Source organism: Dysgonomonas sp. 520, from assembly GCF_010501095.1.
Classification (GTDB): domain Bacteria; phylum Bacteroidota; class Bacteroidia; order Bacteroidales; family Dysgonomonadaceae; genus QVMP01.
The window spans coordinates 105,287-131,369 of the sequence record NZ_QVMP01000005.1 but is presented as its reverse complement, the minus strand read 5'-3'; the positions used below and the strand labels follow the sequence as shown (position 1 = coordinate 131,369).

Genomic DNA, 26,083 nt, shown 5'->3' with positions numbered 1-26,083 from the left:
AAATCACAAAGTTATGTAAAAGAACGCTTTAATAAACTATTAAATATAAACTCTATTATTAAAGATAAATTACGAATTGATACTGGACGGACTATATCCAAAAAACTCTTTAAACGATGTAGAAAAATGAGAAAGATTTTCAAAGCCAACTTCTAAATACACATCCGACGGGCGTTGCTTTCTTTCTGTGATAAGGAAATGGGCTTGCTCCAGTCTGCGTTTGTGCAACCATTTCTCCGGGGGAATACTGAATACCTTTATAAAATCCCTTCTGAATGTAGACAGGCTTCTCCCGGTAAGCCGGGCAAACTGAACAAGTGGTACATTGTACACAAAATTTCTGCTCATAAAAGCTTCCAGGTCTATTTTAAAAGGTTCATTAAAATCAAACAATGCGTTCTTCATTAACGGATTGCGTAAAAGCAATTCAATGGCTTCGGCAGTTTTGATCGTTGCCAGGGCTTCCGTCATCTGGGCGGGCTCTTCAAAATAAGGGGAAAGCGAAGCGAAATATCCCTGCAAGAAAGGATCGACAGGCAAGTGAATAATAGACTCGCCCGTATAAACTCCTGTTGCTTTTACATCATTCTTCCTACTGTATAATTGTAAGGTATCCTGCTTAAATAGAATATTGATTGACATAAACGGTTTATCGGCATCCGGAAGTTTAACGGGCCGCACCAATTGATTCCTGCGAACAAAGCCCAAACTACCTTTAGGAAAAACGATCATACCGTTACTTGTATGATAATGCATCTCTCCCGAAACAATATAACTTAACGCATGATCTTCTACAAACGGTTCATGACCTCGTTTCGGTTCAGCTGTACATGAATAAAGGATATTATATGGCTGCCTGTCCTGCATATTTCTGATATTGTTTTACTTAGGATAACAAAGTTAATTAAATCAGTTGATTTCGGATTGAATTTTATACTCTTTTACTTCGTTCAAATAAGCGTTATTACGTTTCATAGAATAGCTTTCGGTAATATGGCCTATCGTTCCGAAAAGAAGAAGTCCCAATCCAACCCCTCTGATGACCGGATTATGTCCTAAAAGAAGGATAGCTACTAATCCGAGAATTATGCAGGATGTAAACATGATAATCGCGCCTTTATAAGAGGAAGACATGACATTCTCCATTCGGACGGTTTCCGATGTTTTGGTTTCGGTATCGTCAATATGAACTATTTTTTCTATTTCAACTGCCTTAGTCCTGTTATAAATCGCCACGCCTGTCCCTGCTGCTGCGAAAAATATCCCCCCGGCAAGCAAGGCGTAGCCAATTCCCCGGTTGAGGGAATTGGTCTCTGAAGTACGCCACAGGGTTATACCCATTATTAAAAGTACGATCCCTGCAACTCCTACCAATATCGCCCAATTCTGCTCACTCAGGTAGTATTTAACCATGTATTCTTTCATGGCATTAGTCCTTTTTCCATTCTTCCCATGTGGCAATCTTCTGCTCATAAACCTTAGCGACCACATCAACCATACCGGTTCCGACAAGTACGCGTAAAGGCACTTTTTCCGCATCTACGATTCTAAGGACTTTCCCGGCTACAATCTTCGCGTCTTCAAAAGTATCGGGGTCAATACTTCCGAAAAATCCTGCCGTCATTGGTGCATAAGCTTTTATTGGCTGTTTAACCACCAGCGATGCATTATTGAAATCGGTTTTGAATGGTCCGGGTTCAACAAGTGTTACTTTGATGCCGAATTGTTCAACTTCCTGCGAAAGTGCATCACAAAGCCCTTCCATAGCCCATTTGGAAGCATTATACGCACCTACTAATGGTTGGGCGATAGTGCCACCGATAGAGGATAATTGTATAATATGTCCCGACCCATGTTCCCTCATAATGGGTAATACGGCTTGAATCACGTTCACAGAACCGAAGAGATTGACTTCTAGTTGATGGCGGAACTCTTCATCGCTGAACTCTTCGACTGCTCCGAAGTGTCCGTATCCGGCATTGCTTATCATTACATCAATACGCCCGAAATATTCCTTTGCTTTCTGCATAGCGTCAAATGCTTGTTCGCGGTCTGTCACATCAAGATAGGCAGACCAGACCCGGTCATCGTATTGTTCTGTAAGAATTTCTATCCTTTCGGGTTCAATGGATGTAGCGGCAACAAAATCGCCACGTTCCAATGTTGCTTTTGCAAACTCAAAGCCAAGGCCTCTTGAGGAGCCGGTTATAAACCATACTTTTTTACCGTTAGTTTCTATATTTATTGTTTTTAATGCCGGGCTGTATATTCATGTCAATACAACCCGTACTGTTATTATTTATTTTTTTAATCTGATTCTATTACTTCGGCATATTCGAATTGAAATAGAAGTAATAATACTTCACACTTACCTCATTGGTAATTTCTATGGTTTTCATATGCAAAGGATGGGGGTGATAATTTACGACGGATTCTTCGGAGTCAAAAGTTACCACGAAAGCATAATCAAATGTCGGTTCGGTTCCACCCGCCCATGCGGCTTGCACTCTCGGACCAAATTGTATATCTATGATTCCCGGTATATCTCTCATATTCTCCACTGCCTCAGACAGTCTGCGGATGTCTTCCTCATTGTTCGGGTCTTTCAGCCACCAGCAATTGACGTGCTGAATTACCAGAGAAGGGAGACTATTGCCAGACAACAGATCCGAGGTTTTCACTTCATTTAATAGGGCGATATTTTCAGCCTCTCTTTTTTCTCTTGTTTCCATATCTTTATGTATTTATTTTTAGTACTGATATAATTGCAATCAGCTACAATGCAAAGATCGTGTAAATTAGGGGGCAAGAGTTTTCCGAAAAGGTCAAAAATGTTTGGTGAGAGAGTCAAAGCCACTTAGTATACATTATCCGGATTTACATGCAGAATGTTTTAATATGGGAATTGTCGAAAATAACAAGATAACCCACAGAGTTTCCCTCCTAGAAAAGAACAATCTAAAAGGTCTCTAAAAAACTTACAGGATTAGTTTAACAACCTCATTATAATATAAATAGCAATAATTCTGTCTATTTGATAAAATAGCTATTTTGCATCGGAGTTATTTAAAACCCTGTAATTCAACAGGAAAAAAATCCAATTTTGTACTTCAAGAAACATTTTGTGCAGCCTCATTGTTAGCACCTCTTCGGGTGTTATTTTGCTTTAATGATCTTTTTAGCACCCTTTCGGGTATTTATTGTATAATATTCTTATATTTGTACCCGAAAAGGTATCGAATATGAATAATCTGCCATTGAATGAGTATGTGAAAACCAAGCGTAAAGCACTTGGGCTATCACGAGAAGAGTTTGCACAAAAAGCGGGTGTAGGGCTTCGTTTTTTGCGTGAACTGGAACAAGGGAAAGAAACCCTGAAAATGGATAAAGTAAACCAAGTATTAAAACTGTTTGGTATGCAACTCGGTCCCATACCAATGAACAGAACTAATTTGATAGAAGCATGAAACAAGCCCAAATTTACATGTACAGTACATTTGCAGGCATTCTGACAGAAGACGAAAACGGATATAAGTTTGAGTATGATTCTGATTATTTAGCCAGTGAAAAGGCAGAAGCTATCAGCTTAACTTTACCACTGACAGATAAGCCTTATCTAAGTAATGTATTGCATCCATTCTTTGACGGACTGATACCCGAAGGGTGGCTATTAGATATTGCCGAAAAGAACTGGAAAATAAACAATCGGGATAGAATGTCTTTGCTGCTTGCTTGTTGTAAAGATTGTATCGGTGCTGTGAGTGTTCAACCTCTTTAATCATGAGTATTATGCAAAGGTGTTTATATTGTTATCAGTCGCTTGAAGAAGGGCAAACTGATTTTCATCCGCAATGTTCAAAGAAAATATTTGGAACAGCAACGCCTCCTGTTCTTCCATATAGCAAAGCAGATATAGAATCGTTAGCATTAGAGGTTGTTCGTTCGCAAATAACGATTACAGGAGTACAGCCGAAGTTATCTGTTGATTTGGAAAAAGAGAAAAGCGGAGAAAAGCGTTTTACAATAGTCGGTTTATGGGGTGGTTATATCCTAAAACCTCAAACCGAAGAATATGATAATCTTCCTGAAAATGAGGATTTAACCATGCATTTGGCTGAGTTAACAAAGATAAAAACCGTTCCCCATTCCTTAATACGGTTCAAGGATGGTTCATTGGCTTATATCACAAAACGGATAGACCGAGATAAAAAAGGTGAAAAAATACCAATGGAAGATATGTGTCAATTGACGGAGAAGCTAACAGAACAGAAATATAAAGGTTCGCACGAACAAATAGCCAAAAAAATTATAGAGTATTCAGCTTATCCTGTATTGGACTTGATTAATTATTTTGAAGTTCTATTATTTTGCTATTTGACAGGAAATGCAGATATGCACCTGAAAAATTTCTCTCTTTACAAAGGTACAGGCGAATATACTTTTGCTCCTGCTTATGATTTGTTATCTACCAAATTGGTTATACCGGAAGATAATGAAGAACTAGCTTTGACCTTGAACGGTAAGAAACGGAAACTGAAAAGGGCAGACTTCGACAATCTTCTGAAATCCTTTAAGGTTGATGAAAAGATAATTGAGAATGTATATGAGAAATTCAGGAAGGTATTACCTCAATGGTATGACTTTATAGATATGTCTTTCCTGCCTGAACTAATGAAAAAAGAATATAAGCAGCTTATTCAGAATAGGTCTACAATATTAGACGCATAAAAAGAATCGTTTAAATTTCCAAATTATGACGATTCCTCGTATATCTGTAGTAGGAAATGTGATGTGAAGAATTTCGCCGCAAAGTAGTGCAAAAATTTGGTGGAGCAATAGCGGGAGATTACTTCTTTTTTGAAAATATATCTATAAGAAATACAGCCACTTAAGTCAAAACGACGATTCCTGATGGCACCACAAACAACTAAAGAAAGTCTCTGTAAGACAAGAACTTACGGAGACTTTTTCTTTTTAGTGACCGCTTTGGTGCCCACTCAACTATTTTGGGTCAATGCTTCAGAATATTAGCATGAAAGAAATGTGTATCTGCTATAAAATATATCTTATTCACTTTATTTCAATTTTAAAGAATTGTCCTACAAAATATCCATAGGACAATTCAATTATTAAACCATATAAACCTTCTTAATAATTTCAGTCGCCTGCTTATTAATGTGACGGTTCAGAATTTTCTGTTCACTTTTCTCTAAAAAGGCATAATCACTTGAATGTTCTTTCTCGAAATCTTCCAGAGCATCTTTACTAAGTAGACCAATCAATCTGCCTAAATCTTTAGGAACTGAGATTTCTCCTATTTTGCTTATGACATTATTCAGTCTGTTTTCGGTTATATACTCTTCTGCCACTACAAGCAAATTATTCAGTTCTTCGCTGTATGTCGGTTCGACGAATAATGCTGACTGTCGTTTCTTTATCGATTTCTTCTCTGAGAACTTGCTGTTCTTGTTCTTCAAAAGCAACCGTGAACCATTTCTGAAAAAAACAGTCTCTTCAGGACGTATAACCACACCTTCACAAATGTTTTCTTCAATAGGAGGAAGTCCCATCCATTCGGCGATCCGGCTTTGAAAAGCATTAGGATACAATAAACATTCATCCAACGACCCTTCTAGCAATGTTTTCGCATAAAAGAAACCTCCTTCTTCAAAGAACCTGTTCATTTCATTTACTGGCAGATACCTGTTATTCTCTGTTCCACAAACGTATAGATCAAATCCGTAAAATTCGTGATTCGGGCTATAAAATACTCCTTTTTGAATACACATTATCCGTGTATCATTCATTATATCAGGATGTGGATATTTACCTCCAAACATTTCTCCATATATTGATACACTTTCTGTATCGGTATATTTTTCTTTAATCAGATGATACAACCCGATAACTCTTTCTTTATACTTTTCGAGAAGTTCTTCATAATTATAGAATTTTTCTCCGGCTTCCACTAAGCCTGTTCGTTTAGCAAATTGTACCGTTTGTCCATCTGTTATAAAGCTACAATTAGCTCCGTGTACTTTCTCCTGTACCACATATTGTAAGGAATCGAATCCTTCTGTTTTAATCTTGTCCATGAATTCCTTATTGTAGGTATTCTCTATGGAATTATACTTCTTAAACTCTAACATAATCACTTATGCTTTAAAATGGTTATACATTATTTTAAACCCGGATACACAGCAAGGTGTCCCGCAAGAAAGGCAAATGCGGTTTCTACGAAAATTCTATCATGCATCACTGATAAAAATCTCGCATCAATCTAAGTTTGTTTGAATGGGATGTAATATGAAAAGAATGGTGGTAAGTCAGTTCAATTCGTCAGCCAGGGTTACAGCTTTTCAAACTTTTCGGACGCAAAAGTATATAAAATTCGTTAATTCACAAATATTAAGTAATAAAATTCCATTTATAATAAATACTTATCACTCTGTATTCTCATTATACATTTCCTTTGCCAGCCTGAATTTCCATCCCATAAAATCAACTAACGATTTAGGCGAAAGTATTTTTATGGTATCTGCATATCCGAAAAATTCGCGTTGCAGTTCTTGATTGACAACTACATTTATCTCGAATACTTTAGAGCCATCCTCGCGTTCCGCTACTACTTTCTGGCTTTTATGGAAAGGCTTGGTCTGTACATAAGGTGCATTTTGCTTATCTACCCAGAAACGTACAGTTTCGGTTTTCATTCCTACATTTTTTGTAACTCCAACCATATCTTCAAAGAAAGTTTCAGGATCGAACAAGTCATTTTCTACAAATCTTTCTTTCTCGGCAATTTCGATATTATGTATCCTATCTAAAGCCAAATTAATTAAATTCCCTTTTCTTCGTCCGAATACGAACCAACGATTGCGGTATTCTTTCAGCAGATAGGGGTAGAATAAGAAAGTACTGGCAGAACGGGCTTTAAAAGAGCGGTATTTTAGGTTTAAGACTTGTTTGTTGACAATGGCATGATATATCGTATCTAGGTAATCCAACCCTTTCAGACTTTCATTCTTTTCAAAATCAATAACAGGTATGGTCTTTTGTTTTGCTGAAGTCACATGATCTTCCAAACGACTGACAATATCGCCCATGCCTGAGAAGTAAGAAAATCCTTTGAACTGACGTAATACCTCAACAGCTTCAGACATTGTTTTCAGGTCTTGTTCCGACAACGGTGTATTGGTTATACTATAGTCTTCATCTTCGTATTTATAGTACTTATTATCATAGACAACGATAGGTGCATTATAACCTAATTTTTCGCTACGCATCATCTGGATATCCATTTGAACCGTACGTTTACTGATACCTTTATCTATACCCTCATATTCATATAGAGCATCAGAACAGGCATCTATCAGATCTTCGAGTGTCCATTGTCTGTACTTGTTACGCAAACAAATATCTATTGTTTTATAGCGTATTAAGGCGTTGCGGTTTACAGGCATAGTGTTTTTGTATATCTAAGGTTTCAAAATACTGTAAGGTTTAGTTCTTTGCGATCTGTATATTTAGGAAACTTAAAAGCCGGCATAGATAAAGCCATTCCCGCATGTATATTACCTTCAATATTCAATAGTTTTGCTAATCTCCTTTTCTTATCCAAGTCAATAGCAATGCATACATATCCGGTGTAAAACTGTGACACTCCCAAACTTTCGGCCATCAATGAGGCATTCTGATAGGCCAGATTCGCATCCTGTCTGCCAAAGTTGCTGGAGTTAGGTGTATGGATAAGTAAAACGGCTTTTGCTCCCCTTAATATAGCGTCAATTCCGCTTTTATGTTTTGTTATAACAGCGTTTAATGTCGGAACAGCTTCTTTTGCTCCCGGAACTATCAGATTAATAAAAGGGTTGATAAACGGATTTGTTATCTTTTTTACGGTCGCTTCAAATGTATTTATTGTAATATCTGCTATTTGTTTCAATAAATCAGGATTTGTGATTAAGGTAAAACCCACCTCCTGTCCATTACTGGCTGTAGGTGCAAGGTGAGCCGCATCGACAATCTGACGAAGGTATTCTTCCGGAACTGCTGATGATAGGAAAGCCCTGTTGGAACGTCTTGCTCTGCATAGCTCCATCACTTGTTCTGGTGTAGGAAGTATATCTCTCTTCAAAGTATGTACTTTATATGCAGGAAATTCTGAGTGAATAACCGAATCGGAAGGACACACTGCAACACAATGTCCGCAGGCTATACATGTTTGAACATTTCTCAGCCCTATTTCATCTTTCGGAGCTTCTTGTGCAAGAATATACGCCGGACAAACTTTTACGCATTTACCACACTTTATACAGGTCTCCCTGTCAATATCTATTGTTATCATTTCTAATCTTTCTTTTTAGTCAATCTTATATTATTTTTCAAAAATACTAAAAATAATTTCGATTACGCAAAAAAGCTGCGTACCACCCATCTTTCTTTGTATCATCAAACAAAGAGATCATTAACATTATGCCCTTGTAGCTTAAAAGGAAAAGCCTGCGGAAAAAGATTAGACTGGCCGTAGAGTGTGCGGACATCCCCGTTTCTTGACTGCGCGTTGTTGCGGGTAGACTTTGCAGATGCACCGAAAGTATTCATTTTATGAGTAGGGAAGCGCATTTAGAGCCGTACTGCTCCCAAAAGGAGAATGTGAGTTCGAATCTCATCGGGGGTACTAAAAAGAAAAACGATTATGAAAACAATAATACAAGATAAACTAACTGAAATAGAGAAAGATCATGGAATAAAAATACTTTATTCTTGTGAATCAGGTAGTCGGGCGTGGGGATTTCCTTCACCTGATAGCGATTACGATGTACGTTTCATATATATAAAAAAGCTTGAGGATTACCTAAGCATACAGACAAAAAAAGGTCATTTGTCTTTTCCAGTAAATCATGAGCTTGATATATATGGTTGGGATATATCGAAAGTATTGCAACTGATAACCAAGTCGAACACTACTCCTTTCGAGTGGTTACAATCGCCTGTCATATACAGGGAAGATAAAAGGTTTAAGGATGATTTATGGCAATTCTGTCAAAACTATTTTTGTCCAAGAAGTAATATACATCACTATCTGGGTATAGCAAAGGGGGCATTGGAAACGATACAAGGTGAAGATATAAAAATAAAGAAACTGTTTTATGTACTTCGTCCTTTACTTGCGGCTCTATGGTGTGCAAAAAAGAACACAATAGCTCCAATGAGCATCTATCTATTAATGGATTTGTTGTCGGACGATTTACAAAAAAAGGTTTTATCTTTGATAGATTTGAAATCAACAGCTTCTGAAAGTTATTTGACAAAGATAGATGCAGGCTTAAGGAAGTGGATAGATATAACTTTTGATTATTGTATGGAAGCCTCTGCAAAGATGGAACGAAAATCTTTTGATAAAGAAGAAGCTGATATATTTTTTAGAAAAATAATATTGAAATGACTATACAAGAAATAAAGGATAAAGGATTGCTGCTTTTCGAATGTATAAGCGGTAGTAAGGCATACGGATTGAATACACCTCAATCAGATACCGATCTGAAAGGGGTATTCTATCTACCAAAAGAACAATTTTATGGATTAGAGTATATTCCTCAGGTAAGTAATGAAACCAATGATGAGGTTTATTATGAATTGGGGCGTTTTGTTGAACTGCTCTGTAAAAACAATCCGAATATATTGGAATTATTGGCTTCGCCCAATGAATGCATACTGTACAAACATCCGCTAATGGAGAGGCTAGATATAAATATGTTCTTATCCAAGCTCTGCAAAGACACTTTTGCCGGATATGCTCTGACACAGATACGGAAAGCCAGAGGATACAAAAAGAAGGTAGTAAACCCGATAGAAAAGGAACGCAGAACTGTATTAGATTTTTGCTATGTAATGGATAATTACCAGTCTGTTCTTGTAAAAGAATGGCTCGATAAGAACGGATTAAGTCAAGAGTTCTGCGGATTGAGTTCAATCTCTCATGCCAAAGGGGTGTATGCTTTATTCTATGATGCAGATAATAAATACGGTTATCATGGTATAGCCGTGAAAGAAACTGCTAACGAGGTATCTTTATCATCTATACCAAAAGGAGAGCAAGCAGTTGCCTACCTGTTCTGGAATATGGAAGCCTATTCGCTCTATTGCAAAGAATACAAAGAATATTGGGATTGGGTGGAAGAACGCAACGACAATCGTTATCAGACAAATCTGAATCATGGTAAGAATTACGACTCTAAGAACATGATGCATACGATACGCCTTTTACAGGTTGCGGAAGAGATATTGCGGGATGGAAAACTAAACGTAAAACGACCTAACCGAAGAGAATTACTGGATATAAAAGCAGGAAACATGGATTACGATGATTTATTAGCTATAGCTGATAAGTTGATGGAAAATATAGAGTCATATTACATGATATCTACATTACCAGATACTCCAGATAAGCAGAAAACAGAAAGAATATTAGTGGAGATGAGGGAGGAGTTGTATAAGTAAAGTTGATAACTATGAATATAAAATTAATACCGGTAATAGAATTGTTCCGTATTTCAGATAAAGTAGAAATGCCGAAGAAAGGGCCTTATTGGGAATATGCTGATGAATGGGAAGATTATAATCGTCAATGTCTTGCTACAAACGGTTTTTCAGAAATAGAATCTTATTCAAAAGGCTCTAGTTTTTATGAAGTATCAAAAATAAATGGGAACAATCTCTTGCTACAAATAAAATATAGAACTGAAGACAGGGACTCAGATCAAATATGTCCTTTTGATGGCGGATATATACTTAATGTTGATGGTGAGGATCTATTGTACCCCCAATGTTGCGGTGATTTGGGAGATATCGGAAGTTGGATTGAGTTATCAAAAGGTGATTCCACACTATTCTGGCAAGGTCATCCATGTCCCATTTTTGAAGTAGAAAGGAATAAAATATTGTTTGATCTCACTGTTGATGAATTTGATGAACATTTTGTACCTACTCCGTTAATCGAAAAATTTGAGATTGATCGAGCTTCATTAGAAATAGCTGTAGATAATCTTATGAAAGAATTAGATCAATTTGCTGTAAAGCTAAATGACATTAATGATAAAGAAGAAATGGGATTTGAGAATCTTGCAAAGATATTAATATGGGAGAATATATAATTTATCAATCTGCGCAAAAAGACTGCGCACTTCCTGTTTTTCTTTGCATCATAAATCAATAACAACAAGATTATGATTTTAAAAATAAAAAGCGATAACGACCGACTGCTTGACATTCTATACAAGAATCCGAATACTGACAATGGACTATATTTTAAGCCATTGAAGAACGGACAGATTGTTGGAAATGTAGTCAATAAGAATTATTACGAGGTAGTATTTCAAGACACGAAATATAGCTATATGCCTGAGGAAGCTAATCAGATAGACTACCAGAGCTATTGCACACCTTTGGCGGTATTACATATCTGCAACGAACTGTTCGGACATATATTCAAAAGCAAGGAAGAGTTCGCGTCAAAAGATATCCAATGGCTTGGCATTACTCAGGGAGAAGCTGATACTGAAAGTTGTACAATAGAAATACCATCATTCTATATTGATTCTAACTGGTATAGGAACGGGAGATTCCTTCCTTCTAAATATTTCGATGAGGTAGAGGTTGTACAGCAATCGAACCGTATTTTCAAACTGATTATCTCAGCAAAGAGTATATTCGAAGCGTTCAATTTGCTGGCTTTAGTGTCGCTATTCTCACATGTGACTAACGATTACGGAATGTTTACCTATATCGATGATAGCCTTGCTCAAAAGTACGGGCGCATATTGACTAATATTGACAGCGTTCCTTATTTTGTTTTCTACCTGTTTATTATGAAAGCCGTGAAATCGGAACGCCAGTTTAATGAGTTGAAGCCAATTTTTGAAAACTATCTGGCTAAATGCGGTTTGGATGCGAATCTGGTTTTACAGGGAACGTACTTACAGAGGATACATTTCATTACCAATCTGCTGGAAAAGGATATTCCGATCCTCGATATTGGCTGTGGCGAGTTTACATATTATAAAAAGATGATGAATAAGAAGTTTTCATCTGTATATTATGCTGTAGACCATGATGAGAAATTTGAGCGACTGGCTGATAATATCTCACGAAGATATGATGAGGATAATCTCATATTTATGAATTCATTGGAACAATTCGATTCTAAAGATCGTGTAAATATCTTGTTAACGGAGGTTATCGAACACAACCCGATAGATGTAGCGAAAGAACTGATACGGAAAGCATTGTTCCTCAATTTCAACAAGATGATTATCACAACACCAAATGCAGAATTTAATCAGTTCTATAATATGGATAGTGAAATGAGGCATGATGATCATGACTTTGAGCCAACTCGACAAGAGTTTCTTGATCTGATTACAGAATGTACCGAAGGCAAAGATATGAATATTGAATTTTTCCAATTGGGAGATAGTTTGAACGGAATACAGCCGACTCAAGGGTGTGTAATAACAAGAAAGAATTGATTATGGAAGACCTAAGAAGATTAAAAAATAGAATAGACTGGTTTTGCGAGAATAAGGTTAATGCCTTCTCTCCAACTATCTCTCCGGCACCAAAATCTCCTGAAAAAGGAGAAATAGAAAGTATTGACAAAGCTATCCGTTATTTTTACGATAGTGGTGTGAAAGAGATTGTTGTCGAAAAAAAATATATGGGGTCTTATTGTGATATCTATCTGAGTAAGAATTTGGAAGATACTTATTTTGTAAGCCGCAACGGGCACAAGATAGACCATATAGATTTGGATTCAGCGATAGAAGCCTACCGCGAATTACATGCCCGTTTCAACTGGGATGGATTAAACCTTGTTATCATTCAATCCGAACTAATGCCGTGGAGTGCGTTGGGCAAAGGATTGATCGAAAATGAATTTGGAGGATATATTAATGCACATCAAAATCATTGCGAACATCTGGCTAATACAGACTTGTATAAGAAAATTGGAGAAGTAAAAAATACAGAAATCTATAAGCAATTCATTGAAGATAAAAATATGTTGTCTTCAAAAGAGTTCAGGGCAAAATATCCGCATCACATTCTTCGTCAGTATGAATCACTGTCAGAATTTAAAGTATTGGATTTAGATGTTTACAAGCAAAGTATTGATATTTACCAGACTCAGATTAATCATTTCGGGCAACAGGGAGATATCTATTTTAAGCCTTTCAATATCCTGAAAAAAGTACTTGACGATGGATCGGAGGAATTCGTAAATGATAATCTTAGTTATAAAGATGTCAACGACGACGAATTTCTTCATCTGACAATTAATAATGAAACAGAACTGGATAGCGCAATAGAAAGAGTATACACATGGTTCTTTGCCCTTGAGCAGGATAACGAAGAAGGAATAGTAATCAAACCTCGTCAGGCATTTATTAAAGATATGCCACCGGCATTCAAAGTGAGGAATAACCAATATTTGACGATGATTTATGGTGTTAATTTTTACGATCAATATGATTATTATGTCCAGAAACGAAGTATAGGACGTAAATTGAAGTGTTCCATCAACGACTGGATGCTCAACTGGGAACTATTGAAAGTCCCCTATTACGAGATAAATAAAGAAAACTATTTCCTGAAAAATCTGGTTTTTGACCGTATTATGGGTGAAACCGCTGAGGCTGGACTAGATAAAAGATTATAAAAAATACGATGAATATGGATTCATGGAATAATGACCAAAGGCCAATCACAGAGAGTTATATTGGTGCGATAAACAGAAACAATTTAAAATTATTTGAGATTATAAAAGATCATTCGGATAGGCTGGAACCTATCTACCCTTTAGTAGAATTTATTCTTGAGAGACTGGAGTGTGTAATGTTTCTTACAACTAATTGGAGGTTATGGGATGCAGAGATAGTTCTACGTTCAGCAATGGAAGCATATGTGAAATTAGCCTTCATAACTTCAGCAGCTACTCAGAAAGAAAAAGAACTCCGCTTAAATGAGTATTGGAATCTTCTGTCCGAAATACTAGAGTTAAAGGAATCGGAACAAGCTAAGAAGAATTTACGTACTGCCCCTGATAGTGAAGTTCATCAAATAGCTTTTTCGCCTATAGTCCTGACTGAAGAAAAGGAAAGATTATTAAGGGAGAAATGGCCTAAAAAGGAGCGCCAAAAGCTAGAACAGAAATGGTCTTTTTCTGAAATATTAAATTCGTTATCAAAAAGTTATAATGGTTCTCCTATGCCAACATTTGATTTATTATCATATAGTTATCGGACAGCAAGTCATATTAGTCATGGAGATGAAACTGGTGTTTTAATTATTCGAGAAAGAAATAGTCGTTCAGAAGAAGAACAGAACAAAGCTAATATTGGACATTACCTGAGATTTTTAAGTGACGTATTAACTTACTGCACTCAGATGGCATTTGAATGTGTTACTTTTTTAAAATTGCCAAAAGAAGAATATAAATTCTTTATAGATAATCTTCGCGGAATTAAAGAGATTAAACATCTTGAAAATAAATACAAGGGTAGAGTCTTCGATGATACTGCATATGATAAGTATAGAAATAAAAGTGAGAAATAGATGAAAAGAAAAAATCCACAATTATTGATATTAATAGGTGCTCCTGGATCAGGAAAAAGCACTTTCGCCAAATACTTTATCCGTACCGAAGAAAACTGGATGCGTCTCTGTCGTGATGATTTCCGTACTATGCATTTCACCTACTCAAACCTTCCATTACATGAAGAAGGTATGATTACAGAAATGATAGACTCATCCATAGAGACGTTGCTTCGCAGACGGTGTAATGTATTACTTGACGCAACTCACTGTAAGGCTGAATATCTGAACCATTATATAGAAAAATTCAACCATCTGGCAGATATATCATTTAAAATATTTGAAGCCGATGCAAAAACGATTGCTGAACGTTGTGAAAAGCGGAATAAGGAAACCGGAAAATATATTCCGGCCAATGTGCAGAAGCGTTATATGAAAGAGCTGGAAGAATTGAAAAAAACTTTTGATTTTTCAACCCGCCCTTTACTAGACAATCGTGTAACAACAATCGAACAGGATGCTTCTCTACGCAAAGCAATCATTTGCGATCTGGACGGCACATTAGCTTTGATGAATCACCGCAATCCCTTTGATGCCAGTACAAGTGATGAAGATGACTTGAATGTGCCTGTTGCCAACACGTTGAAAGTTTTTGCCAAAGAAGGATATGAAATTCTCTTAGTTTCAGGCAGGGAAGATCGTTTTCGAGAACCGACAGTCAGATTTTTGCATAAGCATAACATTCCCTATCATCAACTTTGGATGCGTCAATCAAAAGACTTTCGGAAAGACTCCGTCATCAAGAGCGAAATCTATGAGGCTGAAATTAAGGATAAATATTTTGTTGAATTTGTGTTAGATGATAGGGATCAGGTAGTTGATCTTTGGCGTAAAGAATTGAAATTGTCTTGTTTCCAAGTAAACTATGGTAGTTTTTAGAGATCGGTAATAATACTTGTTTAACCAATAATGAAATAAGATAGAATGTAAATCATATTCTGTCTTATTTTTTACCACGATATTTATACGTAAAAAATACGCTAACTATTTTTGTCATTCCAAAAATAATAACTTCCTTTGTTTTCGTCAAAAATACATAAACAAGGAAAAATATGGAACAACAAGGAAAACATACATACGAATATCCCCGTCCGGCGGTCACTACAGACTGTGTTATATTTGGTTTTGACGAAGGCGAATTAAAAGTATTGTTGATAGAAAGATCTATTGAGCCATTCATAGGACAATGGGCTCTGCCCGGAGGATTTGTCGGCGAAGAAGAAACAGCAGAAGAATGTGCTAAGCGTATTTTGCAGAAAGAGACTTGTCTCGATAATATCTTTATGGAACAACTTTATACATTCTCCGATATAAAACGAGATCCCCGTTTCCGGGTTATCAGCATAGGTTATTATGCATTGGTAAAGCTATCGGATTACAATGCACAAGCTGGCATGGATGCAACAAATATCAAATGGTTTTCAATTTCTGATGCTCCTGAACTGGCGTTCGACCATGCGAAAATATTAGAGGTAGCTAAAGAAAGGCTGAAAGGAAAAATAAAATATCAACCCATAGGCTTTGAATTGCTTCCAGAGAAGTTCTCCTTGCCTGACCTGTTCCATTTATATAAAACCGTATTACAAACCGATCTGGACGACCGAAACTTCCGCAAAAAGATATTAAGTTATGGTCTATTGATTGATACAGGTGAAATGCAACGTGGAGCGCGTAACAGAGCACCTAAGCTATACAGTTTCGATAAAGACAGATACGAAGAATTGACAAAGACAGGATTTTATTTTGAATTATAATGAGAGGAGGAATAATACATAGCGCCTTATTCGGTGTTGCCGTGGGTGACGCTTTAGGCGTTCCTGTGGAATTTAGAAAATGATATAGATGTATAGTTTATGACTTCGATTGATATCAAGGAAAGGCTAAAGGGGTGCTTAATTGCCGGAGCAATAGGCGATGCTATTGGTTTTAAATACGAAGGTGCTGAAAATAATCAGGATATAACTTTCAATTTCGACTGGGTAATATCTGATGATACCCAATTAACATTGGCAACCTGCGAGGCCATCTACAACTCAATCGAAGTAAAACCTGAAAAAGTTTCTGAAAGGTTTTTATATTGGTACAGTCATAAGAAACTGATTGGTTTGGGAGCAAGTACCTTGAAAGCATTGAGAGAGTTGCAGGTCGGAGGACATTGGGCTTTGGTTGGTAGATCAGGAGAATATGCGGCAGGGAACGGAGCGGCTATGCGCATAGCACCATTGGCTTTTAAAAAGTATATCACAAAACTAACCATCAGGGATATATGCACGATTACACATCGTAATGACGAAGCTTATTCCGGTGCACTGGCAATTTATTATTCTATAAAGGCGGCCATAGATGGAATTTGGAAAGGAGATAACGGTTTGATAGATTATATAATCGCAAAAATTCCTGATACAAGAGTGAGGGATAGATTCATTGAGTTAATTCCTTTGCAGAGGTTATCTATATCCGAAATAGGTAAGCAATATAAATCGAGCGGATACGTGGTTGATTCCGTACCTATGGCTGTATTTGCCGCTCAGAAGATAAACAAGCTTGATTATGCTACGATTCTTACTGAACTGATTAAATTGGGAGGAGATACAGATACTGTATGTTCTATGTTCGGGCAAATTGTAGGTTCATTATATGGAACAAAAATAATATCGGATGACTTAATGTATCGGTTTGATGAACTAAAAATTACAGATATGGTTTCTGAAATTGTAAAGAACTGGAAAGAATGAAAACAACACTATACAGGCCAATAGGTCTGAAAGAACTACAATTAATAATTGATTCGGATTTTAAAGCTTTTCCTCCTCGATTGGAGTGGCAGCCGATATTTTATCCTGTACTCAATCAGGAATATGCAGAACAGATAGCTGAGAAATGGAATACGAAGGATGAATTCTCAGGCTACTGTGGTATTGTAACCAAGTTTGATCTGCCTGCAAGTTACCTACAAAAATATGAAGTTCACAATGTCGGAGGTTTTATCCATAATGAATTGTGGGTTCCGGCTGAAGATTTGAATGAATTTAATAGTAAGATTATCGGACAGATAGAAATAGTAAAAGTTTTTGCAGGGGAGAGCTTTGTAACATCAGTCAACGATGCTGCAACCCAATATGTATTAAAATATTTAGACAGATGAAAACAGAAATAAAACTGATAAAGGGAGATATAACAACAATGACTGTAGATGCCATTGTTAATGCAGCGAATTCTTCTTTACTTGGAGGCGGAGGTGTGGATGGTGCTATTCATCGCAAAGGTGGCCCTCAGATATTGGAAGAATGCAAAGTTATTCGTAACCGACAGGGAAAATGCAAAACCGGAGATGCAGTTTATACTTCTGCCGGATTGTTGCCTGCTAAATATGTGATACATACAGTAGGACCTATATGGATGATGGGCAAGAATAAAGAAACCGAACTGTTAGCCTCCTGTTATAGAAAATCTTTAGAAATAGCGGATTCTTTACTTGTAAAATCTATTGCTTTCCCAAACATCAGTACAGGAGTTTATCATTTTCCTAAAACAGAAGCAGCACAGATTGCTATTGATATAGTAAAGGAGTTTATTGATAATAATAATAAAAATATAGAAGAAGTTATATTTGTCTGCTTCGATGATGAGAATTATAGAATATATGAGAATATTTTAGCTGAATAAAAATGGTTGGTACTATCCCATATTTTGTGTAAGTCTCAACTACATGGTTGAATAATCATCAATCAGCCGCTTCAATATGGTTTAAATTATATTTCTGTCAATTTTTGGATATTTCCATTGACGATATAAGGTATTGCCTCTCTGATCTTATCGGTTGACCAATCCCACCATTGCAGTTTCTGCAATTTCGAGATGGCATCTTCGTCAAAGCGTTTCCGTATCTCTTTTGCCGGAACTCCCCCTACGATTGTATAAGGAGGAACGTTTTTCGTAACAACTGCCCGTGTTCCGATAATGGCTCCGTCGCCGATATGAACCCCGGCCATGATTATGGCATCATAACCAATCCACACATCGTTACCGATAACAATATCGCCTTTGTTGTCCCAAGCGTCCGTCACACTAGCCTTATCCAAATCCCATTCGTCATAAAACAATGGGAAAGTATAATTGGATAGTGACCTCAAGGTGTGGTTTGCACTGTTGAAGATAAACTTAGCGCCACAGGCAATGGAACAGAACTTTCCGATAATCAGGCGATCGTTATTAATCGGATAATGATATAACACATTATTCTTCTCGAACAGGGTTGGGTCGCCAACGAAATCGTTGAAGATGGTATAGTCTCCAACAATAATGTTGGGGTTGTTGACCACCGTATTCAGATAGATGGTTTGAGAGTCGTTTACCCTCGGATATATTTTTTTATTCATTGTAAATCAGCTTATTTGTTAATAAGAATATGAATTTAACCATGCCGAATAAAGGCACAGTAAATTGGGAATGACAATACTGCCATTCCTAATCTATTTACAAAAAGCTCATATACAACGCTGCCACTTCATAGGGTTCGTGAATTGATTCTTCTTTGAGTTTAAATTACAAAAGTAATACTTTTTAAGCGGTTAATTAGTTCAATCCAGTGGTGGTTCTCAACTAAAAAAAGTATTTTCTTCACGAAATATTTGCAGGAAAATAAATTTGTGTATATCTGTACTTTAATTATGAATGATTACACCCCTCTGTCACTTGGTAAGTGACGGAACTATATTTTAAGGTTTGTATTGTGTTTATTATTAATGGTTTAATAGCCTATCTATTGCGCTATAAGGCATTGATAAACATTTGTGCAACTTTTGAGAGATTTATGATAAAATGATTTCTATTGAAATGTGATAAGGTGTTGATATTCTGGTTAATGATGAAACACGACTAGGAAAATGATGTAAAACATACGTTAAACAAGCTATTATACAGAGACTTAAACAATACAAAATGATGAATTTTACAGATAACGGCATTGTGGAAGCAATTGCTTTAGACAGAGGCAAATTGTACACAACGGACAAGGACAATAGTAAAATAGTATTGGTGACGAAAGGATCAATTGAATTCTCCTTTTCCATGTACAATAATGTTGAGATGGATTGCGGTAAAATGCTTTTCGTTCCATCCGGATATGGTTTTAGGGCGATGGCAATGGAAGATGCTGCTGTCATTTTCTTTAACATAACGGAAGAATATGATTGGTGCAGGGCGATTGCGGTCGGTAACAATCAACTGTCGCAAGATGTGGATGATGGAATATCTTTTCTGGATGTGAAAGATATGTTGGGTAGTTATGTCTATTCCATAGAACTCTATTTGCAGAAAGGATACAGGGATTGCAATTTGATGCAGTTGAAAATAAAGGAATTAGGCTGCATTATGAATGTCTGTTACACAAAGCAGGAACTTCATGATTTTTTCAGGCTATATCAAACTAACGACTTGTTGTTTTCGGAACAAGTGAGGAAATATTCGGCAGAAATACGGACCGTGCGGCAATTGTCCGAGAGGATGAATTACAGCTATTCAGGTTTCAATAAGCGGTTCAGGAGAGTATTTGGTATGTCTGCATACAAATGGATGAAACAGCAACGGGCAAGGATAGTTTATCACGAAATTTATGAAACCAATAAGAGTTTAAAGCAAATTTCTGCGGATAACAAATTCATGACTTTGTCTCATTTTAATGAATTTTGTCATAAGGTATTGGGTGGGTCGCCACGCCAGATCAGAAAGCAAAGATATATGGAGCAAAGTTCCTGAAAAACAAACCCCTCTGTCACTTACCAAGTGACAGAGGGATATATATCTAAAAACAAGTGATTTACATATTTTTGAAAAATTTGAAGGAAAAGCAAGTGAAGAAAATATTAACACAACAAACAACAAAAAGAAGATGAAAAAGGATTTTTTAATTTTATTAATGTTTTTTATGCCATCGGCGCTGATAGCCCAGGTAGGAGTGAATACGGAAACCCCACAGGGAGTGTTTCATGTTGATGCTCAAAAGAATACGAGTGGTAACACGAACGTGAGCGATGATGTGATAGTTAACTCTCAGGGAAATGTCGGGATAGGCACAAATAGCCCCTCTCAAAAGTTGCATGTGGCAGGAAATTCATACACAAGCGGTTATGTTGGCATAGGAAACTCGTCTCCGGCATATAAACTTGATATCAGAACGGGAGGAACTTCCTCTTCTCCAACCAAAGGTTTCAGATTGGTAGACGGAAATCAAGCTTCGGGGAAAGTACTAACATCCAATGCCAATGGAATTGCAACCTGGGAGCAACCCGGATTCAGTGAGTTTACGCAAATCCCATTTTTTAGAAATACAAAGATAGGCCCTCTTCCGGCAGAGGAAACAAGTGCGACCTTTATGACCGGACATAAAATAACTTTTCCTGCATACGGAACGTATTCTGTGACATTAGGCGTAAGGGTCAGTGCAGTGAGCTCAATCAGAAACATAATAGAAAGAGCTTGTATTCAACTATTACCGGGTAACGATATTGACCTATGGGGTGCTGCAACCCGATTTAAAGGAGCGTATGAGGTTTATGCTACGAACGGAGGAACAGATCCAAGACCCTACTATGGCAATTTCAGGTTCTACTTCAGTCAAAATATAACGGTAGATGCATCCACAGGGCTGGAAGGGTATTTAGCAATTTACATTTTGACTAAAAGTGGGAGCACTTTCCCGGCTGGAAACGACAATTATCTCACATTCGAAATCGGTGATGGGAATGATATCTGTATACAGTGTACAGGTGGCTCTTTCGTGAAAATTAATTAATAATGCCAATCAGTATTTGGATTTTCTATAATAAAGACGTTGGTTTTTATTCGATATTCTTTGCTGCCGCGCCTACGAAGCAGATGCCGTTTCGCCTAACGGGTGTAAACGTGACATTTGGCTGATTGACGGGGTGCCCACACAGCGCAGATAAGCGACAAGAACAAAAAGCTGTTTGAGCATAGCCGAACCATTTTTGTCCTCTGGGGTTTGTAACCCCAGAGTTATTATTTTCCGGATTCAAAATCCGGATAGCACCCAAGCATGGGATTGCAAATCCCATATAACGACAGGGTGGAAGGGTGCATTTTGTAGGGGCAGGGCTCTGCTCTGCCCGAAAGTAGGGGCGAAAATATTGTACAATTTAAACCAACCTGTTTTAACTACTGATTCGCATTAATAGAAAGCATAAAGCTATACAGCCACTCATGTGCAAAACGACCCGTTACTGTCAAAAGTAGCGGGTTTTTACCTTTTAAATCAACCGATCCTCAAATTCTTCCTTCTTCCCTCAAAAACAGGTAAAAAAGTGACTTTTTATTTTCTTTAATTGGATATATTCCCTTATTTTTGCGATGCAAATATGTAAATGGGAATTATATATTATAAAATTCACTTTTAATAGACTTTTTTTTGAGAAAAAATTAACTATTCAATATAACTAAAAACTATTATTTTATGAGTTGGTTACTAAATTCTTCTATTGGCCGCAAATTCATCATGGCTCTTTCGGGTTGTGCTCTGGTTTTGTTTCTCATTTTCCACATGTGCATGAATCTTGTCTCATTCATTTCGATGGACGGATATATCATGATTTGTGAATTTTTAGGAACAAACTGGTATGCGGTTGCTGCTACCGTCGCATTGGTGGGGTTAATCCTTATTCACATTTTGTATGCTCTGTTCCTGACATTGCAAAACAGAAGAGCGCGTGGTGGCGATAAGTATGGATCGTCTAACCTGACGGATGTTGCATGGTCATCTAAAAACATGTTCGTTCTAGGATTGGTTGTACTGGCATTCTTGTTATTACACCTTTATGATTTTTGGTTCAAGATGATGTTTGCCGAATTGTTCGCAGGCAAAATTCATGCGTTGCACAGCATTGTTGTTTTGCCCGCCGAAGTAGGCGGTCACATGAATATGCTGTTCGGAAACCCAATCAAAGTGGTTCTTTACCTGATTGGCATCGCGGCATTGTGGTTTCACCTGTCTCATGGGGTTTGGAGTATGTTCCAATCGTCGGGTTTCAATGGCAGAACATGGTTGCCCCGCTTGAAAGTTATCGGTACTATTGTGGCGACATTAATTTGTCTTGGTTTTGCAATCGTGCCTATTATATTCTATTTGAGAAGTCTGGGACTTGGTATTTTATAAAAATTGACTAAAAGAAATAATAGATATGACTACTATTCTAGATCCTAAAAAAGATTCTAAAATTCCGGAAGGCCCTTTGGCTGATAAATGGACAAACTATAAAGACCACCAAAAACTTGTGAACCCTGCCAACAAACGCCGTTTGGACGTGATTGTTGTGGGAACAGGTCTTGCGGGTGGCTCTGCTGCCGCGTCTCTTGGCGAGATGGGCTTCAATGTATTGAACTTCTGCATTCAGGATTCTCCTCGCCGTGCGCACTCTATTGCAGCACAAGGAGGTATCAATGCAGCGAAAAACTATCAGAACGACGGCGACTCTGTATACCGTCTATTCTATGATACAATAAAAGGAGGCGACTATCGTGCTCGTGAGGCAAACGTTCACCGTATGGCCGAAGTAGCAAACAACATCATCGACCAATGTGTGGCTCAAGGTGTTCCCTTCGCTCGCGAATACGGAGGTCTTCTCGACAACCGTTCATTTGGTGGAGCGCAGGTATCACGTACATTCTACGCTAAAGGACAAACAGGGCAGCAGCTTCTTCTTGGCGCATACTCGTCATTGAGCCGTCAGGTAAAAAAAGGAACTGTGAAACTGTATACCCGTTACGAAATGCTCGATGTGGTTATCATAGACGGACGTGCCCGTGGTATCATTGCCCGCAACCTGGTAACAGGTAAGGTTGAGCGCTTCTCGGCTCATGCAGTGGTTATCGGTACAGGCGGTTACGGTAATACATTCTTCTTATCAACTAACGCAATGGGATCGAACGGTTCGGCTGCAATTCAGGCATACAAAAAAGGAGCATATTTTGCTAATCCTTGTTTCGCTCAGATTCACCCGACTTGTATTCCTGTTCACGGAGAATTTCAATCGAAACTGACTTTGATGTCAGAATCGCTTCGTAACGACGGACGTATCTGGGTTCCTAAAAAGAAAGAAGATGCAGAAGCAATCCGTGCAGGAAAACTGAAACCTACTCAAATAAAAGAAGAAGACAGGGACTACTATCTCGAAAGACGTTACCCTGCTTTCGGAAACCTTGTGCCTCGTGACGTTGCATCGCGTGCGGCAAAAGAAAGATGTGACGCCGGATTTGGTGTTAATTCAACAGGTTTGGCCGTATACCTTGATTTTTCTTCTGCAATAGAGCGTCTTGGACGAGATGTAGTTGAAGCAAGATACGGAAACCTTTTCCAGATGTATGAAAAAATTGTTGATGACAATCCATACGAAACTCCGATGATGATTTTCCCTGCCATCCACTACACAATGGGCGGTATCTGGGTAGACTATGAATTGCAAACCTCAATACCGGGATTGTTCTGTATCGGCGAAGCAAACTTCTCAGATCACGGAGCTAACCGTCTTGGGGCATCTGCTTTGATGCAAGGTTTGGCTGACGGATATTTCGTTCTTCCTTACACCATCCAAAACTATCTGGCAGATCAGATTACAGTGCCACGTTTCAGTACAGATCTTCCTGAGTTTGAACAAGCTGAGTCGGAACTGAAAAAGAAAATCGACAAATTGATGAATATCAAAGGAAAACATTCCGTTGATTCGATTCATAAGAAACTTGGTTTGATTATGTGGGATTTTGTTGGAATGGCACGTACAAAAGAATCTTTGGAAAAAGCCCTTGAAGACATCAAAGCATTGAAAAAAGAATTCTGGACAGATCTTCGCATACCCGGAGAGGCTGCCGACCTGAATGTGGAATTGGAAAAAGCATTGCGTCTTGCCGATTTCCTTGAAATAGGTGAACTTATGGCTCGCGACGGTTTAAACAGAAACGAATCTTGTGGAGGCCATTTCCGTGAAGAATATCAAACACCGGATGGTGAGGCTCTTCGTGACGATGAAAACTTCTCGTATGTAGCTTGCTGGAAATACAACGGCGAAGACCAAGATCCGGAATTGGTAAAAGAACCTCTCGACTACGAGTTCGTAGTTAGACAACAACGTAACTATAAATCGTAATTTCTAGTTACGAGTTACCAGTTACGAGTTGCCAGAATAAGAGTATTCCGGACTATTCGTAACCTAAAAAGCAATAAGTGATGACTCATAAAGATCTGATTGTTTGGAAAAAGGGAATAAACCTGGTGAAAGTTGTATATGATATGACTGCCGGTTTCCCATCGTCCGAGCAGTTTGGTCTGACTTCTCAAATCAGGAGAAGCGCAGTTTCAATCCCATCCAACATAGCTGAAGGATGTGGTAGAAACTCGGATAAAGAATTGATACAATTTCTTTATATAGCTTTGGGCTCTGCAACTGAGTTGGAAACACAGATTATAATTTCAGGCGAACTTAATTTTTTAAAGAAAGAAGATGTAGCCGTATTGAATGAGTCTGTAAATGAGATAATAAAAATGACAACATCGCTGATTAAGTCTTTAAAAACTCGTAACGAAACAAAATAATTTCATTAATAACCATGTTACCGGTTGGTTCTTGTAACTCGTAACTCGTAACTTGTAACTATTTGTCCAATGGAAAAAACAATAAATATATCGCTAAAAGTATGGCGTCAGAGAGGTCCGAAAGAAAAAGGAGCTTTCGAAACATATAGTTTGGAAAAGATTTCTACGGATACATCTTTTCTTGAGATGCTCGACATCCTGAATGAAAAACTGATAAACGAAGGCAAAGAACCTATCGTATTCGACCACGATTGCCGTGAAGGTATTTGCGGAATGTGCAGCCTCTACATCAACGGACACCCACACGGGCCGGACGAGGATGTAACAACTTGCCAGTTGCACATGCGTAAGTTTAAAGATGGCGAAACTATTACTATCGAGCCTTGGCGTTCGGCTGGTTTTCCTGTTATTCGCGACTTGATGGTAGACCGTACTGCGTTCGACAAAATTATGCAGGCAGGAGGTTATACATCTATCAATGTAGGCGGTGCACAAGATGCTAATGCTATTCCTATTTCGAAAGAAGATGCAGACGAGGCTATGGACTCGGCTTCTTGTATCGGTTGTGGAGCTTGCGTTGCAGCATGTAAGAACGGGTCGGCAATGTTGTTCGTATCGGCTAAAGTAAGCCAATTGGCACTTCTTCCTCAAGGACGTATCGAAGCTGCCAAACGTGCTAAAGCGATGGTTGCGCAAATGGACGAACTAGGCTTCGGTAACTGTACCAACACAGGTGCTTGCGAAGTGGAGTGCCCTAAGAATGTTTCTATCAGTAATATCGCACGATTGAACCGTGAGTTCTTGAAAGCGAAATTTAAAGATTAAAATATC

Annotated in this window: 28 protein-coding genes; 20 read left to right on the top strand and 8 right to left on the bottom strand. The window is 37.8% G+C overall.

Translation table 11 applies throughout. From position 1 onward, the window contains the following. Positions 1-69 precede the first annotated feature (69 nt). The 4 genes from D0T56_RS04295 to D0T56_RS04280 all read right to left on the bottom strand — a co-directional run bounded on the left by D0T56_RS04295 (position 70) and on the right by D0T56_RS04280 (position 2,732). The gene (locus tag D0T56_RS04295; protein ID WP_163318902.1) at positions 70-867 is read right to left on the bottom strand and encodes an AraC family transcriptional regulator; all 798 of its coding nucleotides are present in this window, start codon (positions 865-867) and stop codon (positions 70-72) included. Positions 868-909: 42 nt separating this feature from the next. Further along, the gene (locus D0T56_RS04290) at positions 910-1,473 is read right to left on the bottom strand and encodes a hypothetical protein (protein ID WP_163318901.1); all 564 of its coding nucleotides are present in this window, start codon (positions 1,471-1,473) and stop codon (positions 910-912) included. Continuing rightward, the gene (locus D0T56_RS04285; RefSeq protein WP_370458784.1) at positions 1,430-2,209 is read right to left on the bottom strand and encodes an SDR family NAD(P)-dependent oxidoreductase; all 780 of its coding nucleotides are present in this window, start codon (positions 2,207-2,209) and stop codon (positions 1,430-1,432) included. Before D0T56_RS04285 ends, D0T56_RS04290 begins: the two co-directional genes overlap by 44 nt. Before the next feature lie 112 nt (positions 2,210-2,321). After that, complete coding sequence (locus D0T56_RS04280; RefSeq protein WP_163318900.1) at positions 2,322-2,732, bottom strand: Dabb family protein; 411 nt, start codon at positions 2,730-2,732, stop codon at positions 2,322-2,324. A gap of 510 nt (positions 2,733-3,242) precedes the next feature. Here D0T56_RS04280 and D0T56_RS04275 point away from each other — a divergent pair. From D0T56_RS04275 to D0T56_RS04265, 3 genes are read left to right on the top strand one after another with little or no spacing between them, the layout of a single operon-like run. After that, positions 3,243-3,467: a helix-turn-helix domain-containing protein gene (locus D0T56_RS04275; protein WP_163318899.1), complete on the top strand. Its 225-nt coding sequence runs from the start codon at positions 3,243-3,245 to the stop codon at positions 3,465-3,467. Next, the gene (locus D0T56_RS04270) at positions 3,464-3,778 is read left to right on the top strand and encodes a HipA N-terminal domain-containing protein (RefSeq protein ID WP_163318898.1); all 315 of its coding nucleotides are present in this window, start codon (positions 3,464-3,466) and stop codon (positions 3,776-3,778) included. The genes D0T56_RS04275 and D0T56_RS04270 overlap by 4 nt, the downstream gene beginning before the upstream one ends. An 11-nt stretch (positions 3,779-3,789) precedes the next feature. Further along, complete coding sequence (locus tag D0T56_RS04265; protein ID WP_163318897.1) at positions 3,790-4,728, top strand: HipA domain-containing protein; 939 nt, start codon at positions 3,790-3,792, stop codon at positions 4,726-4,728. Positions 4,729-5,129: 401 nt separating this feature from the next. Here D0T56_RS04265 and D0T56_RS04260 read toward each other — a convergent pair whose 3' ends face one another. From D0T56_RS04260 to D0T56_RS04250, 3 genes are all read right to left on the bottom strand, one after another. After that, positions 5,130-6,149, bottom strand: coding sequence for an RNA ligase, Rnl2 family (locus D0T56_RS04260; protein WP_163318896.1), 1,020 nt, complete (start codon positions 6,147-6,149; stop codon positions 5,130-5,132). A 294-nt stretch (positions 6,150-6,443) separates the two neighbouring features. Further along, entirely contained in the window at positions 6,444-7,463 is a 1,020-nt protein-coding gene (locus D0T56_RS04255; protein ID WP_163318895.1) for a YafY family protein, read from the bottom strand. Positions 7,464-7,486: 23 nt separating this feature from the next. Continuing rightward, positions 7,487-8,347 (bottom strand): nitroreductase family protein, encoded by an 861-nt coding sequence (locus tag D0T56_RS04250; RefSeq protein WP_185153833.1) that lies wholly within the window; start codon positions 8,345-8,347, stop codon positions 7,487-7,489. Positions 8,348-8,698: 351 nt separating this feature from the next. Between D0T56_RS04250 and D0T56_RS04245 the strand changes: the two genes are divergently transcribed. From D0T56_RS04245 to D0T56_RS04195, 11 genes are all read left to right on the top strand, one after another. Next, positions 8,699-9,448: a nucleotidyltransferase domain-containing protein gene (locus tag D0T56_RS04245; RefSeq protein WP_163318894.1), complete on the top strand. Its 750-nt coding sequence runs from the start codon at positions 8,699-8,701 to the stop codon at positions 9,446-9,448. Further along, complete coding sequence (locus D0T56_RS04240; RefSeq protein ID WP_163318893.1) at positions 9,445-10,503, top strand: DNA polymerase beta superfamily protein; 1,059 nt, start codon at positions 9,445-9,447, stop codon at positions 10,501-10,503. The genes D0T56_RS04245 and D0T56_RS04240 overlap by 4 nt, the downstream gene beginning before the upstream one ends. An 11-nt stretch (positions 10,504-10,514) precedes the next feature. Next, on the top strand, positions 10,515-11,156 hold the full coding sequence (locus D0T56_RS04235) for a hypothetical protein (RefSeq protein WP_163318892.1): 642 nt from the start codon (positions 10,515-10,517) through the stop codon (positions 11,154-11,156). A gap of 72 nt (positions 11,157-11,228) precedes the next feature. Continuing rightward, a complete protein-coding gene (locus D0T56_RS04230; protein WP_163318891.1) occupies positions 11,229-12,530 on the top strand; it encodes a hypothetical protein in 1,302 nt (433 codons plus the stop codon). Between the two features lie 2 nt (positions 12,531-12,532). Then, positions 12,533-13,717 carry a hypothetical protein gene (locus tag D0T56_RS04225; protein ID WP_163318890.1) on the top strand — a complete coding sequence of 395 codons (1,185 nt, stop codon included), beginning with the start codon at positions 12,533-12,535 and terminating at the stop codon, positions 13,715-13,717. 14 nt (positions 13,718-13,731) lie between these two features. Then, positions 13,732-14,613, top strand: coding sequence for a DUF5677 domain-containing protein (locus D0T56_RS04220; protein ID WP_163318889.1), 882 nt, complete (start codon positions 13,732-13,734; stop codon positions 14,611-14,613). Further along, positions 14,614-15,531: an AAA family ATPase gene (locus D0T56_RS04215; RefSeq protein ID WP_163318888.1), complete on the top strand. Its 918-nt coding sequence runs from the start codon at positions 14,614-14,616 to the stop codon at positions 15,529-15,531. It abuts the gene before it with no gap. A gap of 173 nt (positions 15,532-15,704) precedes the next feature. Then, a complete protein-coding gene (locus tag D0T56_RS04210; protein ID WP_163318887.1) occupies positions 15,705-16,406 on the top strand; it encodes an NUDIX domain-containing protein in 702 nt (233 codons plus the stop codon). A gap of 99 nt (positions 16,407-16,505) precedes the next feature. After that, on the top strand, positions 16,506-17,387 hold the full coding sequence (locus D0T56_RS04205) for an ADP-ribosylglycohydrolase family protein (RefSeq protein ID WP_163318886.1): 882 nt from the start codon (positions 16,506-16,508) through the stop codon (positions 17,385-17,387). Next, the gene (locus tag D0T56_RS04200) at positions 17,384-17,797 is read left to right on the top strand and encodes an ADP-ribosylation/crystallin J1 (protein WP_163318885.1); all 414 of its coding nucleotides are present in this window, start codon (positions 17,384-17,386) and stop codon (positions 17,795-17,797) included. Before D0T56_RS04205 ends, D0T56_RS04200 begins: the two co-directional genes overlap by 4 nt. Beyond that, positions 17,794-18,318: an O-acetyl-ADP-ribose deacetylase gene (locus D0T56_RS04195; RefSeq protein WP_163318884.1), complete on the top strand. Its 525-nt coding sequence runs from the start codon at positions 17,794-17,796 to the stop codon at positions 18,316-18,318. The genes D0T56_RS04200 and D0T56_RS04195 overlap by 4 nt, the downstream gene beginning before the upstream one ends. A gap of 86 nt (positions 18,319-18,404) precedes the next feature. Here the strand turns inward: D0T56_RS04195 and D0T56_RS04190 are convergent, their stop codons facing one another. Then, positions 18,405-19,031 carry a CatB-related O-acetyltransferase gene (locus tag D0T56_RS04190; RefSeq protein ID WP_163318883.1) on the bottom strand — a complete coding sequence of 209 codons (627 nt, stop codon included), beginning with the start codon at positions 19,029-19,031 and terminating at the stop codon, positions 18,405-18,407. A 562-nt stretch (positions 19,032-19,593) separates the two neighbouring features. Here D0T56_RS04190 and D0T56_RS04185 point away from each other — a divergent pair. From D0T56_RS04185 to D0T56_RS04160, 6 genes are all read left to right on the top strand, one after another. After that, complete coding sequence (locus tag D0T56_RS04185; protein WP_163318882.1) at positions 19,594-20,409, top strand: helix-turn-helix domain-containing protein; 816 nt, start codon at positions 19,594-19,596, stop codon at positions 20,407-20,409. Between the two features lie 133 nt (positions 20,410-20,542). Continuing rightward, a complete protein-coding gene (locus D0T56_RS04180) occupies positions 20,543-21,445 on the top strand; it encodes a hypothetical protein (RefSeq protein WP_163318881.1) in 903 nt (300 codons plus the stop codon). A gap of 678 nt (positions 21,446-22,123) precedes the next feature. Then, a complete protein-coding gene (locus tag D0T56_RS04175) occupies positions 22,124-22,822 on the top strand; it encodes a succinate dehydrogenase cytochrome b subunit (RefSeq protein WP_163318880.1) in 699 nt (232 codons plus the stop codon). Positions 22,823-22,847: 25 nt separating this feature from the next. Continuing rightward, positions 22,848-24,806 (top strand): fumarate reductase/succinate dehydrogenase flavoprotein subunit, encoded by a 1,959-nt coding sequence (locus D0T56_RS04170; protein WP_163318879.1) that lies wholly within the window; start codon positions 22,848-22,850, stop codon positions 24,804-24,806. A 77-nt stretch (positions 24,807-24,883) separates the two neighbouring features. Next, complete coding sequence (locus D0T56_RS04165) at positions 24,884-25,252, top strand: four helix bundle protein (protein WP_163318878.1); 369 nt, start codon at positions 24,884-24,886, stop codon at positions 25,250-25,252. A gap of 69 nt (positions 25,253-25,321) precedes the next feature. Continuing rightward, complete coding sequence (locus tag D0T56_RS04160) at positions 25,322-26,077, top strand: succinate dehydrogenase/fumarate reductase iron-sulfur subunit (RefSeq protein WP_163318877.1); 756 nt, start codon at positions 25,322-25,324, stop codon at positions 26,075-26,077. Positions 26,078-26,083 lie beyond the last annotated feature (6 nt).